The 16,411-nt window shown below is 32.4% G+C and carries 15 protein-coding genes; all 15 read right to left on the reverse strand.

All coding sequences use genetic code 11. The features are described 5' to 3' along the window. Nucleotides 1–3: 3 nt before the first annotated feature. A complete protein-coding gene (locus tag K5Q13_RS02465; RefSeq protein WP_220739564.1) occupies nucleotides 4–438 on the reverse strand; it encodes a thioredoxin domain-containing protein in 435 nt (144 codons plus the stop codon). A 15-nt stretch (nucleotides 439–453) separates the two neighbouring features. Beyond that, complete coding sequence (locus K5Q13_RS02470; RefSeq protein ID WP_220739566.1) at nucleotides 454–1,017, reverse strand: hypothetical protein; 564 nt, start codon at nucleotides 1,015–1,017, stop codon at nucleotides 454–456. After that, on the reverse strand, nucleotides 1,007–1,531 hold the full coding sequence (locus tag K5Q13_RS02475) for a hypothetical protein (protein WP_220739568.1): 525 nt from the start codon (nucleotides 1,529–1,531) through the stop codon (nucleotides 1,007–1,009). Before K5Q13_RS02475 ends, K5Q13_RS02470 begins: the two co-directional genes overlap by 11 nt. A 15-nt stretch (nucleotides 1,532–1,546) precedes the next feature. After that, complete coding sequence (locus K5Q13_RS02480; protein ID WP_220739571.1) at nucleotides 1,547–2,689, reverse strand: phage tail tip lysozyme; 1,143 nt, start codon at nucleotides 2,687–2,689, stop codon at nucleotides 1,547–1,549. Next, nucleotides 2,686–4,683, reverse strand: a complete 1,998-nt coding sequence (locus tag K5Q13_RS02485; protein ID WP_220739573.1) for a CD3337/EF1877 family mobilome membrane protein — start codon at nucleotides 4,681–4,683, stop codon at nucleotides 2,686–2,688. Before K5Q13_RS02485 ends, K5Q13_RS02480 begins: the two co-directional genes overlap by 4 nt. A gap of 16 nt (nucleotides 4,684–4,699) precedes the next feature. Further along, nucleotides 4,700–5,230 carry a hypothetical protein gene (locus tag K5Q13_RS02490; protein WP_220739575.1) on the reverse strand — a complete coding sequence of 177 codons (531 nt, stop codon included), beginning with the start codon at nucleotides 5,228–5,230 and terminating at the stop codon, nucleotides 4,700–4,702. A 131-nt stretch (nucleotides 5,231–5,361) separates the two neighbouring features. Next, nucleotides 5,362–5,736, reverse strand: coding sequence for an MFS transporter permease (locus tag K5Q13_RS02495; RefSeq protein WP_220739577.1), 375 nt, complete (start codon nucleotides 5,734–5,736; stop codon nucleotides 5,362–5,364). 2 nt (nucleotides 5,737–5,738) lie between these two features. Beyond that, nucleotides 5,739–5,966, reverse strand: coding sequence for a TcpD family membrane protein (locus K5Q13_RS02500; RefSeq protein ID WP_010007026.1), 228 nt, complete (start codon nucleotides 5,964–5,966; stop codon nucleotides 5,739–5,741). Nucleotides 5,967–5,978: 12 nt separating this feature from the next. Beyond that, a complete protein-coding gene (locus K5Q13_RS02505) occupies nucleotides 5,979–6,926 on the reverse strand; it encodes a conjugal transfer protein (protein WP_220739579.1) in 948 nt (315 codons plus the stop codon). 62 nt (nucleotides 6,927–6,988) lie between these two features. After that, nucleotides 6,989–7,915: a type II restriction endonuclease gene (locus K5Q13_RS02510; protein WP_220739581.1), complete on the reverse strand. Its 927-nt coding sequence runs from the start codon at nucleotides 7,913–7,915 to the stop codon at nucleotides 6,989–6,991. After that, nucleotides 7,912–8,682, reverse strand: coding sequence for a DNA-methyltransferase (locus K5Q13_RS02515; protein ID WP_220739583.1), 771 nt, complete (start codon nucleotides 8,680–8,682; stop codon nucleotides 7,912–7,914). The genes K5Q13_RS02510 and K5Q13_RS02515 overlap by 4 nt, the downstream gene beginning before the upstream one ends. A gap of 26 nt (nucleotides 8,683–8,708) precedes the next feature. Then, nucleotides 8,709–9,557, reverse strand: coding sequence for a DNA adenine methylase (locus tag K5Q13_RS02520; protein ID WP_220739585.1), 849 nt, complete (start codon nucleotides 9,555–9,557; stop codon nucleotides 8,709–8,711). A 206-nt stretch (nucleotides 9,558–9,763) separates the two neighbouring features. Then, nucleotides 9,764–12,496, reverse strand: a complete 2,733-nt coding sequence (locus K5Q13_RS02525) for an SIR2 family protein (protein WP_220739587.1) — start codon at nucleotides 12,494–12,496, stop codon at nucleotides 9,764–9,766. 123 nt (nucleotides 12,497–12,619) lie between these two features. Further along, a complete protein-coding gene (locus K5Q13_RS02530) occupies nucleotides 12,620–13,393 on the reverse strand; it encodes a hypothetical protein (RefSeq protein WP_220739589.1) in 774 nt (257 codons plus the stop codon). A 357-nt stretch (nucleotides 13,394–13,750) separates the two neighbouring features. Then, complete coding sequence (locus K5Q13_RS02535) at nucleotides 13,751–15,472, reverse strand: AIPR family protein (protein ID WP_220739591.1); 1,722 nt, start codon at nucleotides 15,470–15,472, stop codon at nucleotides 13,751–13,753. Nucleotides 15,473–16,411: the final 939 nt, after the last annotated feature.

A 16,411-nucleotide genomic window follows, 5' to 3' on the forward strand; every position in this document is an offset into this window, starting at 1 on the left:
GAATTAATGCCCTCCTTTGATAAATTTCTTAATTTGTTGGTTATTGGTAGAAACTAACCTTTGATTGGTATTGGTTGTTTTCATAAAAGTTGGTGTGGCTTGAATCGCAAACTCAGCTAAATAATGTTTGTTATTCGTATTTTGTACATTAATAGTTTGAATTTGTTTCGATTCATTTTTAAAGTTCAAAACATTATGCCAGAATATTTTAGGATAGATTTTTTGGCAATGTGAACAATTGGCATTGTAAAAGAGTATTGCTTCTGCTTTTGTGTTAACATTAGCCACTTTATTGTTTTGAAAATACATCGACCCATACGGAACCAACAAAAAAACAGCCACTAGAAATACAATGACTGGAAATACTTTGATTATGATTATTTTTGTTAGCGATTTTGATGATTTATTTTTATCAATTCGCTTAATACGCTGTTTCATCAGTTTTTGCTCCTATTATACTTGATTAATTTTAATCGACGTTAGTTTCTGTGTTTGGGTATCAAACCAGCCATGTAATAAAACGGTTTGATTGATTGCTTTCTGACCAGTACCGCTGGTTTGAATAATAACAGTAGCTAAAACTTCAATGGTTTGATTATTCAAATCACTGGTGTAACCAGTAGCTGTTTGATATTGGCTGGTTAGACCCAAGTTATCAATTCGTGAGCCACCAGTGGCATCAAGACTACTATCAAATAAAATGTTTTGCTGGTCTTTAGCTAGTGCTAAAATACTAGATACTTTACTAAAACGTTTGTCATAATCTGATTGACTACTAAAAGTGTAGTAGTCTTTGGCAAATGCTAACAACTTACTTTTAGCTATTTGATCATTAGCATTGTAAGTCGTCTGTAAGTTATCAATTTGTGTCGTGACCTGTTTTTGTTGTTTATTCACTTGCGACACTTCCTTTCTAACTTGCTGTATTTGTGTTCTCTTGCAATTGGTAATTGACATCATGATACCAAGACCAACCAAAAGTAAACCCCTAATGCTAAGTAAAACTTTATTTTTCATTATCGAATGTCCCTTTCAAGCTTAGTCTTGACATTTCTGTCACTAATTTTTCATCAGTATCATAAGTGATAGTGTAAGCCACACTTTGCGCGTCACTCTTTGCAATGACTAAATACTTTAAATCAGATCCCCAAGTATTTTTAATGGCGACCATTGGTACTTCATAGTGTGCCTTATCGCTAAAAGTCACACTAGGTGCAAAAGTCTGTGTCAATTCGTTAATCACTTTTTCTGTGGCCATGCCTTTCAAAGTATCGGAATAACTTGAAGTTGGTTGATTGCTAAAGGTTTTAACGAATGCAGTAACTAATTTTGTACTATCTGATACATTATCTTGTTGTGCTTTTGGGCTAGAGACAATGGTTTGCGATTGTTTTTTACTAGTTTTTGATTGTTTTAACGTTGCTTTATTTTGACCTAATTGTTTATTCAGATTCGGTATTTGATTCAATTGTGTGATTAGAATACCTGCTAACACTAAAATGGCAAATATCATTAATCGACTCTTTTTCATGTTTACCCCTCTCTCTTATTTACCTTGAATAAAAGTGACTCCTGTTCCAGCCGTTAACTCACGGAAACTGACTGTACCAGACCCACTACTAACAACATTGCATTCACTGACTAAGAAATGTTTTTTATCATCACTGATTGCTTCAACAACCGCAACATGACCATAGGTGGCATCTGCTCCGTCTGCGCCTTGTGAGAAACTAACCGCCCAACCAACATGTGGTTGACTATCCGTTTTATACCCTTTGCTTTTGACATTTTTGCCCCAATCAGCCCCATTTCCTAAACCATTCTCAACTGGTGTTCCTAACTCTTGCATGCGATTATAGACATACCAAGTACATTGTCCAAAAGCATAGGTATTAGTGGACGAGGTGGCTGTAAAATTAGTATCCTTAATTTTACTTTTATAAGCACTAGGTATTTCTTTTACAGGCGCACCACTTGTGTCCATACCTTGTGTCACATTGGTTGAACAACCACTAGCATTGTTGGTTGTGTTATCCGTATTTTGTGTGGTTTCGGTACCATTAGTTGCAGTATCAACAGCTGTATTTGATGACCCATTTGAGAACTTTGCATACCAATTACGGGCAAAAACTTGCCGTTTAGTGGTTGTCCCTTGCCCCCCACGTTCCCATTTGGCTCTTAAAAACTCTGTGGCTTGGTTGACATCAGTCATTTTCAACCCTTGTTTTAACAAATCAGAATTAGTGCCATCATGATTTAAGGCAAAATCTAATTGTAAACTAGGATCCGACCACTGCTTATTTTGTGTTTTGGCATAAGTTAATAAAGCCACCCGTCTGGCACTATCCCATTGATTCAGACCAAAAGCATAACCACTTAAACTAGCATTCATGGCTTTGCTTTCATCATAAGTGGCATTGGATTCAATACTTTTCGGGTTAAAGCCACTTTCCACTTCCATGTTACCCAAATAACCAGCAATCCCAGCTTCAGTGACACCAGAGACTTTTTTCAAGTTATCATGAATGGATTTAGCTACTGCCTCCTTATCAGCACTAGTCGTCACTGTGACACTAGTATTTGTTGATTGGCATTGATTACAGTTGCCCGCAAACATACCTAGGATTAAAACAATTAAAAACACCAGACCAAGAATCGCTATTAAATACCCTTTGAGTAGTTTCTTCATTTCAATTCCTGCTCAAGTCGTTCTTTTCTTTGTTGGTGTTGGTCAATATTTTGTTGTAATCTCTGATTGAAATCGTTAGACGATGATTTTTTCAATCTTTTGGCACGTAAGTATGGTTTGTGAGTAATGGCGTTGGCTGTATTTTTGACAACATATCGTGTTCGAGGCTTTTCTACATGTTTCTCTTGATTAACCGATTGATCTACATATTCTTGTGCAGGTACTTTGTTGGTTTTAAGCTTTTTAGAACGTTGATAACGAGCTGTGTTATCAAATTCATGTTTTGGCTCATTTGTTTGATGTTTTTGCTGTTTCATTTTGTTTAAACGTTCAGCACGCTGTTTGCGAATCTTACGCGTATGCTTTTGCATGTCTTTGGCCAAGTATTCTTTGCGATTCTGTTTACGTTGGGCTTGTTGTTCGGATCGCAATTCATCACGTAAAGCGTTGTCATCAAATTCTGAATTGTGCTTCGTTTGATAGTTATCACGCCATTGTTTGCCTTGATTGAAACCACTTCTAGCGCCACTGTATAGTTGATTCGCCCGATGCTTCATTTCACCGGTGGCATTTAAGGCTTTGCGACCCGCTTTAGTCATACTGATTTTATTCATGGCATTATTCGCAACACTTGAACCAGTGATTGTTTGGACTAACCAACTTTTATTTTTCCACAGTAAAATCATCAAAGTAATATAAACAATGGAGTTTAACATTGCACTGGCACTGCCTTTAACCGGTACAACCACATCAGTCACATTACCTACCCAAGAAACAAACATGATGCCAAATAACAAACCAACTTTTGCAAAGAGTAAGCCGAGAGCCCCCATGGCTGTTTTTAAAGCACTATTAGCAAATTTTGGTAACAGTGAAATTAAAATCGTAAATGGCGCTAAGTAATACAATAAGACAGCACCTAGTTGTACTAATAAATTCGCTAACCCAATCATTAGTAATGGCACGCCATAAGCCACTGACATGACCGGTGACATAAAGGCAATCGCTGACTGATACCATTCAAGACCCCCATCTTTGGAGATATAATGATTTTTACTGGCAAAGCTCGCAATTACTTTGTCGTCAACGTTGCCCCCAATTAACCGATAAGGATTACCTTGTTTGTCTTTATTTTGATAAGCACTAGTAACGTCAGCTTGACCAAAATTACCTAAAGCAAACGGACGTGCCACTGCCTTTTGAAAGTAGACATAGCGTAAAGCATTTTGAAAACTATCACCGGTATCAGAAAAGCTTGTCTGATTGATATTACTCGTAGCGGTAAAGACTTGTGTTTGCGCTTGTGAAGTTAGCGTATTAATCGTTTGTAAAACTTTACTCCCCGAACCAACCCAAGCAGTACCAATAATAGCAATCACTAAGACTGTTAATATGGATTTGAGACCACCGCCATGATTAAAGGTTTTGGCAAAAACCCAAACAAGGCCGACACCAAAGGCTAAGTAAAGCAAGCCTTTAAAAGCTTGACTCTGCCAGGAGCTTTTCGTGTATTGTCCCACGTCTGTTAAGATATTGTTTACGCCATTGGTAATGTTAGTGAGATTAAACATCGTTGAGAGCGATTGGTCAAACAAAGGATAGACAATGTTTAAATTAATCGCCGTAAATAAATCAGTGACAATATGTGAAGCCCCTAAAGCAAAATCAGTAATGGAACCATCTTCGTGATACATTTTGTAATTCGCTAAGATAATGCTCGTCACCCAATTCATATCCGGTGAACCAGTAGTTTCACCTAACTTGTCTCTGATAGTGCTTTCACTTTGATTAGCTGGTGAGCCATCAGTACTAAGACTAGTAGTTTGTTTGGTGGTATCTGTCCCCAGACTACTTTTATTATTTTTATTACTTTTGCCAATGAGACTACTATTCGCATTGGTTGATCCGATTGTGCCATCTGCGAAAACCACACTTTGGGATACAAAAAAAGCCGTGCCCAATAACGCCGCCAAGATAATTAATATTCTTTTCATGTTTTCCTCCTTTCCATTATTTAGTTTGTAAATTCTCCCAAGTATATACCAGTGGTAGCCCATTAAAAGCTGACGGTTGTAAACCATGAATACCCGTTTGCTTTTGGAAATCATAGCCACCAATTTGATAATCATTGTCTGATTGATAACCGTTCTGATATAACTTAAAAATTAATTGCTGGTTGGCTTGATTGTAGTAAACTAAAATCTTGGCATCGTTTCCACCATCGTCACTGGTGTTTAATAAATAATTAAAATCAAATAAGCCAGCCTTTTTAAAAGCTGTGTTCAATGTCGAGCGTTTGATTAGCGTTGAATTACTGTATTGAATCGTATAATCTTTTCCCTCCCTGGGTTGATTATTAACCTGTGATGAAGCTTGACTCGTTTCTGAATGCGATACTGATGGTTGCTTATTTTGAAATACAAATAGCAGTAGACATATCAAAACAATTATTAAGAAACTAGCAATAAATAGGATTAATTTTCTTCTAGTCAACTGTTTGGTTAAGTTTTTAAATTTTTGTTCAAATTGAACTTTTTTCATTGTGATACTCCTTTCGATTGTAATGTTTTAAACGAATAGCGTGGTGTCATTTGGTTGGAACTGCCCCAACCTGTCCTATTCTAAGAATTGACGATGACATAATAAAAAGCATGTTTTCACATGCTCTTTGGTTACAATATTTGATACTTTTTTTGATTACTGTTTAAGTGTTGATCTTGATAAAGTTGTTTCTTCTGAAACCAATAACGCCAGTAATGTAAGACTGCATATTTAAGCGTGGTTTCAAAAGGCAAATCATCGATTTTCAATATCTTATCCAATTTATAAACGGTAAATAGGGAGATGACGAGTAAAGCGAAACCAAAGGTTAGTCGGCCATCTTGAATTTGATACAATTGGAAAATAAAAATGATTGCCATATCAATCACCGTGGTAATGGTTAATAGTCCGGCCACTCGGGAATCAATAAAGACTGGTAATTTCAAATCGCCATAAATCGTGCGAAACTTGGCTGAGTTCGTATAGACTCGTCGATAATTGTACATTTTCAACCTCCTAATCCTTGAATAAAGTTCAAGACGGAATTCATCAAACCTGAAAAAGCATTTAAGGTGTTGGCTGGACCATTAACAAAGAAATAAATTAAGCCACCAATTAAAATAGTGACCCACATATCTTTGTTTTCATTTTTACCATAGTGTTGAATGGCGCGACCACCCGCTATGATGACGACTAATCCTAGTAACACCGGTTTTAAAGCATTATAAATATCCATTAGTTCTCCTCTCTATGCTTGGATAAATTTAGTCACAAAATAAGTTGAAGCTTGTTGTTTCAAATACAGGCGGATGGTTTGTACTTGCGTGATATCTGAATCGTGGACTTTAACGGTCATAGTTGCCGTCACGATCGGACTTTTGCTAGTGCCAGATACTTTGATTGAACTATCATCAAGAGCAACAAAATCAACTGCACCGTTTAAGCCAATGGGATCTGACATCAAAAAAGCCATATCTTTCGTTGATAAAGAGACGTATTTCTGAGCAAATTGTTTAGTAAACCTGGCAACTTTTGTTGTGGTTTGTTCACTGTTCAATGTCTTTCCAATGTTAGTTAATCGAGAATGTCCTACATGACCAATACTATCAATGGTATTGGCCACATAAGGCAATCCAGTGACCGTTAGCTTTTCGTTATCCTGTTGGTAAGGAATATTAACGGTTAAATTGCTTTTCTTTTTATTGGCTTCAATCGTTAGACTATATTGTGCTGTTTTGACTGTATTTACTGTGAAAATACCATTCAGTGTTGATGAAATCAGCTTTAAATCAGTATTTTTATCGGTACTAGGTAATGTTAAATTACTAGCTAAATATTGAGTTAGCTGTTTTGTTCGATCATCTGAATCATCACTTGCTGGTGAATAGTATACTTTCAAGAACTGGGTCATGTACTGATCCACTAGTGGATTATAACTGGTTGTTCCAGCATTTTCTTGGTTAATACGTTGATTCAAAGTAGCAACTGTTTGTTGTAAGGTTTTATTCTTATGCGCAGTCGCATTAGCTAGAATCATGACATAACTAAAGTAAATAAAAAGCCCTATTAATATTAATAGGACAATTGCACGAACCCGACCTAAGTTCAACGTATGCGCCTTAGGAATTTTTATCGGTTTTTCTTTTTTCTTTTTTTCGTACTCAAAGTTGATTTTGAGTTTTGGAATATTGACCATTACTTCTCCTCTCTAGTTATTTAGATAAAATAAAAAACACTTTTATCAAGTGTTTAATTGAATCACTGGCAAAGAATGCTTCTTAAGAAACCATCTTTAACCATTTGTAAATTTATAATATTTGGAATGACATCAAAAGCCTCATTTAATGGATTTTTAGCAGTATCCCAGCCTGGGCCATCAGTAATCCAGATGAAATCAACATCATTTGCATTTTTTATGCTAGTTTCGTAGATACTACTAAACTCTCCAGCAACAGCTTTTAGTTTTGATCCACCACCACCATAAAAGTTAGTTTCAATCACAGTAATTGTACCTAAGTCTTTGTTAAATACGACACCATCGTAACGTCGTCCACCTTTTTTGCCATCAGGTAAGACTTCGGGGACTTCAACATTCCAACGCTCTTTTATTTTTTTGGCAGTAGCCTGCGTGTCATATTCACAATTTGGGCATTCAGCAATTAATAATTCAAGATTTTTCTGTAATATCTTTTCATTCTCTGTACCACTACGATTTTTTCGTCCATTGCTATCTAAACCAGCCTGGATCCCATAAACGTAATCAACCAAAGAACGTTTGATGCCTATTTTCAAAAAATCAAGCAGTCCTGAATCGTGCATAAATTTAATATATTCATCTAAATTAGATATATTGGGCCTATTGAAATCAATATTATATGAATACATGTCTCCATCATCTTTAAAAGCTAATACATCAATATCTAATTCTCTAGTAGCTAACAAAATAGGAACTGCAGTCAATAACTCCGGTTGCTTGGTAAATAGTTGTCTGGCTTCACTCTCAATATCTGGCTTTCCAATCAGATAATTTAATGTGTTAAGTTGAATTTCATAAGGTTTAATATTATTAGTAACATTGCCCCAGTTAACCCAGTAACTCGGTGTTCGATTAGTTTTAAACCGTGTCCGCATAAAGTATTCAAATTTTTCATCACTTGTGTTCTTCATGTATTCATTAAAATTCATTTTATTTTACCTATTTTTTCGTTTTTAAAATCAATAATTCTTTTTTTAGCAATGTCTAGGTAGTCAGCTGAATTATCTATGCCAATAGTTTTCATATTCAATATTGTACCAGCAACCATGCTTGTCCCACTACCAACAAAGGGATCTAGAATGACATCATTTTCTTTTGCAGAAGCCTGTAATATCCTAATCATAAGTGATAATGGTTTTTGAGTGGGGTGCTTGCCAAATCTTTTTTCAGAACGATTAATGGTTGGCGTTGTCCAAACATCTTTCATTTGTTTATTTTCATTCATTTCTTTCATCACAGAGTAGTTAAAAATATGCTTTCCTTTGCTCTTTTTAGCCCACAATATGGTTTCTGTGGAATGAGTAAACATACGGCAACTTAAATTAGGAACAGGATTGGATTTCTGCCAAGTAATATTGTTTAATAATTTGAAATCATATTTTGGTAACAAGTAACCTAGCAAGTATATATTGTGCATTGTACCAAATAGCCATATTGTACCGTTGGGTTTTAAAACTCGATATGCTTCGTTTAGAAATTTACGGTAAAAATCTTCCACACTTATATTATTATTTTTGTCCCACTCACCTTTGTTTACACTAATCATTTTACCACCACTATTAGATATCCCATCATTGCTTAAAAAATATGGTGGATCCGCAATAATAACATCTATGGTGTTATCCTGCATCTGGGTAAGATATTCAAATGTATCGGATGCAATTAAAGTATTAAGTGAATCACTATAAAAAGTCATAAATACAATTATCTCCCAAGCAGTAGCTAATAATTAGTAATTATTAGTTCTCCTATCTTCCCTCTTTTTGCTGAATTAGAATTAATGTTACGTGAGGCTTGAACTTCATGTATATTCGCTCCTTGATACAATTCTCTTGTTAAAGGAGTATCTGAGTTGCTTAACATCACAAAAGTTCCTTGTCTGTCTAAATCAAAAAATTTATTTCTTAACCTTTTTTGGTCGTCTAGTGTGAAGCCGTCAACCGTATAAGAAGTAAAATCAGAAGTAGAAGATAGAGGAATATATGGTGGATCTAAATATACAAAGTCATTCTTTTGTGCACCATTTAGACTATCAGCAAAGTCTTGATTAGAAAAATTGATATCATAAGTATTAAAATAATGACTTACCACCATAATGTTTTCAACATTAGCTATTTTTGGATTTTTATAACTACCATAGGGCACATTAAACTGCCCTTTACTATTAACACGGTACAGCCCATTAAAATCAACCCTTAGCATATATAGTAAACGCGCTGATTTCTCAATAATATTCATATTTTCGAGACGTCCATCACGATCCGCACTTCTGACATCTAAATAGTGTTCTTTACTGTTATTTTGTTCGTGATACTCAAGTAAATTTAGTAATTCTTTTGGATTATCTTTGACAGTTTGATACATATCTATTAACGATCCATTCGCATCATTAATAAGAGCTCGTTCAGGTGCCAATGAGAATAAAAAGGCCCCACCACCTACAAACGACTCAAAATATTTTTCGAACTTTTGTGGTTTAAGTTCGTGCAGGAATGGTAGTAATTGTCTTTTACCGCCAACCCATTTTGTGACTGGTTTTAAATCAGCTGTTTTTGTCGATTCAACATTCATGCGTAATTTTCTCTTTCTAAAACATGTTCGTCTAATTGTAACATAGAATTGTTTCAACTACTTTTGTAAAATATAGAGTGAAAATGCTTCATAATTTAATGATATTATCATTTTTTATATTTCACAGATAATAATATGTTAAAAAGGACTATATTATAGAATAGTCCTTTTAATTATAAATAAAACGGCAAAATATTTACTTAGGATTAATTTACTTTTATTTGTATATTGTCTGAATTTGCCTGGTTTAGCAACCATTGATTAAATCTTGATTTTTGACTTTTATTCTTAGCAAATATTTTTTTAGCATCTTTAAAATTATATTTATCGACCAATAGTCCAATGTTTTTATCTGAATAAATATTAAAAATTGTCCAGTCAATTTCAGGAAAACATCCTTTAATCAAATCTAAATCAAGACTATTTTTAACATCTGATAATTTAAAATATTTTTGTTGAATTAGGTTATATATATTAGCAATAGCAGATTGCCTAGGATCAGGAAATACCCCAATAGATTTTTGTTGTATCACCGTAATTTCTTTTTTCAATATATACTTTTTCTTATCATCAAAATCATAAACTCCACTTTTAATTACATCTACAGCAAAAGATACATTGAACTCACTATCAGGCAGTTTTTCGTACTTATGAAGTATCTGATCAATATATTTTTTTAAATTATCATCAAAAGAAAAGTAAAATTCAATTATCATTGGTTTCCAAATAAGGACATGTTTCAAAGTATTTTTAAAAGTAGCGATTAAACATATTTTTTCGCCTAGATATTTTTGGTTTAATTTGAAATCTTTTTTGAATTTAAGTCCTTCATTGATTAAATATGAATAAAGACTAAAATTTTGTGAATGACTGTTTACTAGATTATTCCGTGCAATATAATCAATATGTGTGTTAATAATTATCAACAATTTTTGGTAATCAGCTTTTCTTATTGATTTTGCACCGTTGGCTAATATTAACAGAATATGTTGAATATCCCTCGAATTATTTTGATACAATGGATAATTTTCTATGAGTGGAATCAATTTATAAATTTTTTTGATTTGAATGAATGACAAAAATTGTATAAATTTAGAAAGCTGTCCTGAGACCTCAAAAGAATAATTATTCTTAATTTCGATAGATAATTTGTTAATTTGATCAATAATGTAGTTGAAAGCTTTATCAGAAATCCTGATTTTTGATAAAACGTAGTTTCTAAGCAATGTATCTACGTTTTCTGTTTGTAAATATGGAATGATGTTCTTAATATCAGTGAACGTTAATTCTTTTATAATAGATGAAGTGCTATTGAATATAGTATTACTATTGTTATGATAAGTATAGTTATCATAAGCTATCAGTAGGCATTCAAAATATCTAACAACTGTTTCTTGAAATTCTGTGTATTGAAAAACAGTTAAACAATTAAATTCTATAAAATTAATTAAATTACTAAATTCTATCTTAGCAGTAATTAAATCGTTATTGAAAGAATGTCCATGATTATTTTTGTAAATTTTTCTTTCATTACGTAATTTATCTAGTAGCCCATCTATTTTGGATAGCTTTCTATAAATAAAACTAAAATTTTGAATATTATCTCTAAAATACATAGCAATTTTCTTTGTTGCTTTATCACCACCGGTAATTAAAGAATTAATTGCTTTATTCAAATCTCTAATGCCACTTACTGGTTCAGGCAATGAGTCAGTGCCATCTGTTCCTATATGGTGTACATTAAATTCACATATTAAATAGTTCCAATAATCTTTTTTAGTGAAAGATTTATTCGCGATTTCTCTAAACATTTTTTGAGACAAATCGTAATTATATTGATTGTAAACAGCATATGCATTTTTCAAGACAGGATTTTGTACAAATTTTTTACTATTACTACTTTTATAATCTAGAAACTGAATAAAATTAGTTTTATTGTCCAAAAAATTAGTTATCTTGTTTGTTTTAGAGATAGAAAATTTTGATTCTTTTTTATTGTTCCACTGTAATTCGTCACGAAAAAAAGATGCATGTGATGAAAAATTAGCGTACCGCGCAACTAGATCTGGTTCAACAAAATACGATTGATTTAAAAATTTAATATTGTTCCAAAGTTTTTTAGGACTAGACGGAAAAACATTCATTTCAGAATTTAAATGCTCCAAAAATTGGCTTGTTGCGAAACCCATATTCAAATTAGCATCTTTTTCATACGCAATTATATTTATTCCTTTATTTTTGTAATATTCTGTTGCAGCTTCATTCTGAGGTGTTGGTGTAAAAAAATAAGCCTTCCTTGCGTTACCGTAAAAACCTTTTTGTATCATTCGAAATATTGAATTAAAAGTTGAATCACCTAGAGAATAACCAATGAACAGAATAGTATTGTTCATTATGAGCGATTTAATCAGTGTTGCTACCATATAAAAATTTTTTTCATAGTCTAAGTAATCATCTTCTTTAAGAACAATATTTTTTTCAATAAGGTCCCCATGCATTTTTATTAAATAATGATCTGATTTTGAATAAGGTATGTCTGAATCTTGTTTAATTACTTCGTATTTATCAATTTCTGATTTCATAGCTTTTTCAAGTAATTCATCATAATTAGTAGTAATAATATGCCTTGGCCTTATTCGAAATATTTGTTTATGAATATTATTTGGTTCAGCATTATCATGATTTTTAAATGTATTAATAACTTTTTGTAGATACTTTTGTTGACCAACAATATCAAAATAATACTGTGCTATTTTTAAATTATCATGTTGACTCTCTTTTTTATTAATATTCATTTCTTTTTTGAATTCATTAATCAAATCATTCCAGCTGGGAAGTCCAGAATTCATTGATATACCAGCACCCACAAATATAACTAAAGAATCATTTTCAATTGCTTCATTAAGATGTTGAACATGTAAACGCATTATAGAATTCATCAAACTACCTCTTTTTAATCGTTATCTTTTAACAGTTATATCTTAAATCTAAACCATATTTAATATTTTGTCTACATCTATATTATTTTTTGATATCGTCATTTAGTCACTAATGTACATAATTTAGGCGTTCACTTGATTACTTTTTGAATTTTGGCTAGTTGAGCTTTCTGCTCCTTTAGATTTTCTTTCTGGGGATAGTAACGTATCAGCATATACTGTCCAATCGGTGGTATTATTTCCAACAAAGGCAAACTTCAATCCTTGCGGTACTAACTTTGCTCCAGGTTTCAAATCAACTTGTAATTTCTCGCTTTCAGTTGGATCAATTAATATACGAATGAACGTGTCATCATCGTTAATTTCTCCTGACTTACTTTGTTGCATGAAATTAAATTGATAATTTGAAATGATTGGTTCACCATTATCATCACGAACCGAATTGTTTTGATTATCAGTTTGATAATTTGGCGACACACTAAATAAAATCAAATCATGACTATCAAAGGCATCAGCGGAACGCACTCGTCCAACTGGTGTTTTATCTTTACCAGAAACGAACACAGCATCATATTCTGCCTCTGGTATGTCATCAGTCTGTGAATCAGACATTGGCAATAATGTACCAGACTTTGTAGCAACTCTTACACCACCACGGCGATTACTACGTGCTTCACCGCCGGTTATTGAAGAATTAATTAATTTCAATTCAGTACCAAACGGTTTAGTAAAATCAAAGCCAGCTTGTGGTGTGATGTTTTCCGTATTTAGAGTGTCATTGATATTGAGTACAGCGACTGAAATGTCACCGTTTGTCCCAACTTTGTTACGACCTACATAGGTCAATTTTCCTAGGCTCTTGCCTTGTAGTGATAATTTATTAAATTTGTTAACCATTATTGTTCTCCTTCTATGTTTTTTTCTTTTGTTTTGATGAAAAATAAAAGAACGTCTGTAAAAGACATTCTTTGTAATAATATTTATTTCCGAAAATTCTTTGATAGATTATCTACTAAATTTCATTGACACGCGAAACTGGTCATCACATTTTGTAAATACATTAGCATTGATACACAAAATCATCAAAATGATTTAATATTAGTAATATGCTCTGTTTATTACTTTTCACTAATTATGTTAGCCAATGGGAAATATAGATAATAGATATCAGATAAAGAAATATGAATAATAATTAATTCGAAGTAATACAAAATGTGATTTAAATTTCACAAACAACTAAATAAAAAACATCATTTAGGCTGGTTGTTGTTGAACTGATTTCCCTATGTTTCTTATTTTATCCTGAACTTTAGAATAAAGTTTGATAGTCTTAGTCAATGAAGCGGGTGTTGCTTCTCTGAACTCATCACTTTCTTTAATGGTATCTTTAATAAGTAGTATCGCTTTTTTTATAAGTTGATCTAGTTCTAAATCAGGGCATGCTCGCTCTAAGTTAATGACTGCATTAAGTATAATTATATCTCCAGTATTAACAAAGGCATATTCATCCGAAATATATTTATTTTTATCAACGTCCAAATAATCAGTAAATTCCTGATTTGATTCGTTTCGTCTATTCTTTCTATATTTGGTAACAATTGATGAAACTTGATTGTATACATATTCTGCTTTTATAACCTTATTTGCAGATATGTCACTAAGCATATCCTCTACGTTGCTTTTATCAAACAATGTGCCTTTACTACTCTTAGCCTGAGCAGATTTGTTATTTAAAAAAGCTCCAACATAATGTTGAATTACGTTTTCAAGTTTCAACACTGTAAAATTGTTATAATCTTGGTCTATTTCCCCATAGTTCTTTCTATAAGAAAGTTCACCTATCTGTCTTTCAAGATAATAGTGCTTTTCTAATAGTTGATCTTGTAGTTCTCTGATAATAACATGATTTGCAATGAAGTAACTTTCTTTAATAGGTGTTTGTGAATTTAGATATTCTGTTATCTGTGAACGTTCATCGTAGCTTTTGATTTGTATAATTCTAATCAATATATTGACATCATCTTGTAAATTCCCCTTTTTACTGGCATTTGCAAGACTTGTCACAGTTTGACAGCCATTTACAATTGACACTCCTTTTAATGAAATAGTGCTAGTACCTGGACTATTCCTTGATTCATCACAAATCATCGTTATTCCATTATTATAAAAATAAAAGAGTGAAGACGATCTAGAGTCACTCGCTGTTTGTGTAATACCTGTATTCACTTTAGAACCTGTTTCAAATAAGCGAATATTTTCGTCAAAAATAATTGAAAGTTTATCTTTTACCGTTGAAATTAAATCTGTGGCATTAACCACGCCTACCCACGAATCGATCTCTTTGTTACCTTCAATACTATAAGCTGACTGCATATTTCTGTATTTTAGTGAAATATCAACAGAATTTTTTCGCTGAAGTTTATCAAATAAGTTAATCAGATCGTCTCGATTTAAAACTTCATTTTCAACTTCAACAAAGTCTTTTAACTCTTCTTTTTTACGATCCAGTAGTTGTAAATTTTTTTCTGCTTGTATCCCTTTGTTAAATGAAACAAAATTTACAACTATTTTATATATTTCATTATTATTGAAAAGATCTACAAGATTTTGAAAACCATCATTGTCACTTTTATCAGTGAAATTTCCGTGAATTAAACCAGAAATACCATCGTAAATTTTTAAAATAGCTGATTGGTCTATTTCACTATTTGTGTTTGTTTTTTTAGGCCATTTAAACTGATAAACATTTAGTGTTTTACTTTCCGAATCATACAAGTAAGCGTCTATTCCATTATCATCTGATCCATCAATTATTTGTTCATTAATATCTTGGTCGGATAAATAAACGTAGTTTTTCAAAAACCAAAAACCAAAAGCTTTTGATTGAGCACCATCGCCAGAAAAACCTTCATCATGTACAATTTTATTAGTTGGTGAAAGAATGCGATCGTAATATGAATCAAATTTAGTTATCATAAATTTCTCTCCTTATATCTCTATCGTTAATTTTCCAACTATATTAGTTTGTTGTCAAGTTAACAAAAATTCAAATAAGTTCTATTAATTAATGTATTTTGCTAATATGATGCAATCTCGCAAATGTTTTCTTCTGTGCTTCTACGATATTTTTTACTAAAAATGTCTACTTTTGATTCAGTGATAAGTAACTACTATAATGTTTCTGAATTTACTCCTTAAAAAAATACTCTGGAACAATAGAGACATTCAAATACATAGCACGTATCATATCACTATTTTTAATGGCTAAATCACTTTTTATTTTTTAGTTTTTCACTTACTTATGATATTGCACGACATAAGCCTTAGGCGCAACTTATATGCCACTATAAGTGCTCATCTCATCGGTCTTATGATTTTCTTCAACACAGTACCAGACTTTTTCTCTCTGTACCTGCGCTTGATTGATTGTTGATAATCATATAAAATTAGGTTATTGAAAATAACTTTAAATTTTGATTCTCATTAATAACGTTGTCGAAGGCATTATTTTATCAATCAAGAGTATATTTAGTTTTCAATGTCCTGAAACACAGCTAGTAAATCTAGTTGTGTTTTTTTGTGCTGATTTTTAATGTTAATACTTTCTTAAGAAACATTCGTATTTGACAAAAAGAATAAGCACAAGGAATGTTACAGAAGTATTTCAACTCATGTTTCACACCCTATGCTTATAAGTTTATACTTTAAGGTCAACCCAACAACCACATGTTTAATCAATTGGTAAAATTCCGGAAATGATCTTGTAATCTCACAAGTTGTTTTTTGACTCGTAAGACATTACTTATTCTATTGTACCAATGTCATACATTAATGTTAAGTCGCTGTCCACGGTTTCTAAAGCTTATTTTAAGGCTGCTTAACATAAGCTTTCCACAATTAAATGTCAAACAAAAA

This window comes from Leuconostoc miyukkimchii (genome assembly GCF_019656055.1).
Lineage (GTDB): Bacteria > Bacillota > Bacilli > Lactobacillales > Lactobacillaceae > Leuconostoc > Leuconostoc miyukkimchii.

Excerpts from the sequence above, each read along its gene's own strand:
- K5Q13_RS02465 (WP_220739564.1), bottom strand. The coding sequence starts at position 438 with ATGAAACAGCGTATTAAGCGAATTGATAAAAATAAATCATCAAAATCG.
- K5Q13_RS02485 (WP_220739573.1), bottom strand. The coding sequence starts at position 4,683 with ATGAAAAGAATATTAATTATCTTGGCGGCGTTATTGGGCACGGCTTTT.
- K5Q13_RS02475 (WP_220739568.1), bottom strand. The coding sequence starts at position 1,531 with ATGAAAAAGAGTCGATTAATGATATTTGCCATTTTAGTGTTAGCAGGT.
- K5Q13_RS02510 (WP_220739581.1), bottom strand. The coding sequence starts at position 7,915 with ATGAATTTTAATGAATACATGAAGAACACAAGTGATGAAAAATTTGAA.
- K5Q13_RS02520 (WP_220739585.1), bottom strand. The coding sequence starts at position 9,557 with ATGAATGTTGAATCGACAAAAACAGCTGATTTAAAACCAGTCACAAAA.
- K5Q13_RS02530 (WP_220739589.1), bottom strand. The coding sequence starts at position 13,393 with ATGGTTAACAAATTTAATAAATTATCACTACAAGGCAAGAGCCTAGGA.
- K5Q13_RS02490 (WP_220739575.1), bottom strand. The coding sequence starts at position 5,230 with ATGAAAAAAGTTCAATTTGAACAAAAATTTAAAAACTTAACCAAACAG.
- K5Q13_RS02505 (WP_220739579.1), bottom strand. The coding sequence starts at position 6,926 with ATGGTCAATATTCCAAAACTCAAAATCAACTTTGAGTACGAAAAAAAG.
- K5Q13_RS02500 (WP_010007026.1), bottom strand. The coding sequence starts at position 5,966 with ATGGATATTTATAATGCTTTAAAACCGGTGTTACTAGGATTAGTCGTC.
- K5Q13_RS02470 (WP_220739566.1), bottom strand. The coding sequence starts at position 1,017 with ATGAAAAATAAAGTTTTACTTAGCATTAGGGGTTTACTTTTGGTTGGT.
- K5Q13_RS02515 (WP_220739583.1), bottom strand. The coding sequence starts at position 8,682 with ATGACTTTTTATAGTGATTCACTTAATACTTTAATTGCATCCGATACA.
- K5Q13_RS02535 (WP_220739591.1), bottom strand. The coding sequence starts at position 15,472 with ATGATAACTAAATTTGATTCATATTACGATCGCATTCTTTCACCAACT.
- K5Q13_RS02480 (WP_220739571.1), bottom strand. The coding sequence starts at position 2,689 with ATGAAGAAACTACTCAAAGGGTATTTAATAGCGATTCTTGGTCTGGTG.
- K5Q13_RS02525 (WP_220739587.1), bottom strand. The coding sequence starts at position 12,496 with ATGAATTCTATAATGCGTTTACATGTTCAACATCTTAATGAAGCAATT.
- K5Q13_RS02495 (WP_220739577.1), bottom strand. The coding sequence starts at position 5,736 with ATGTACAATTATCGACGAGTCTATACGAACTCAGCCAAGTTTCGCACG.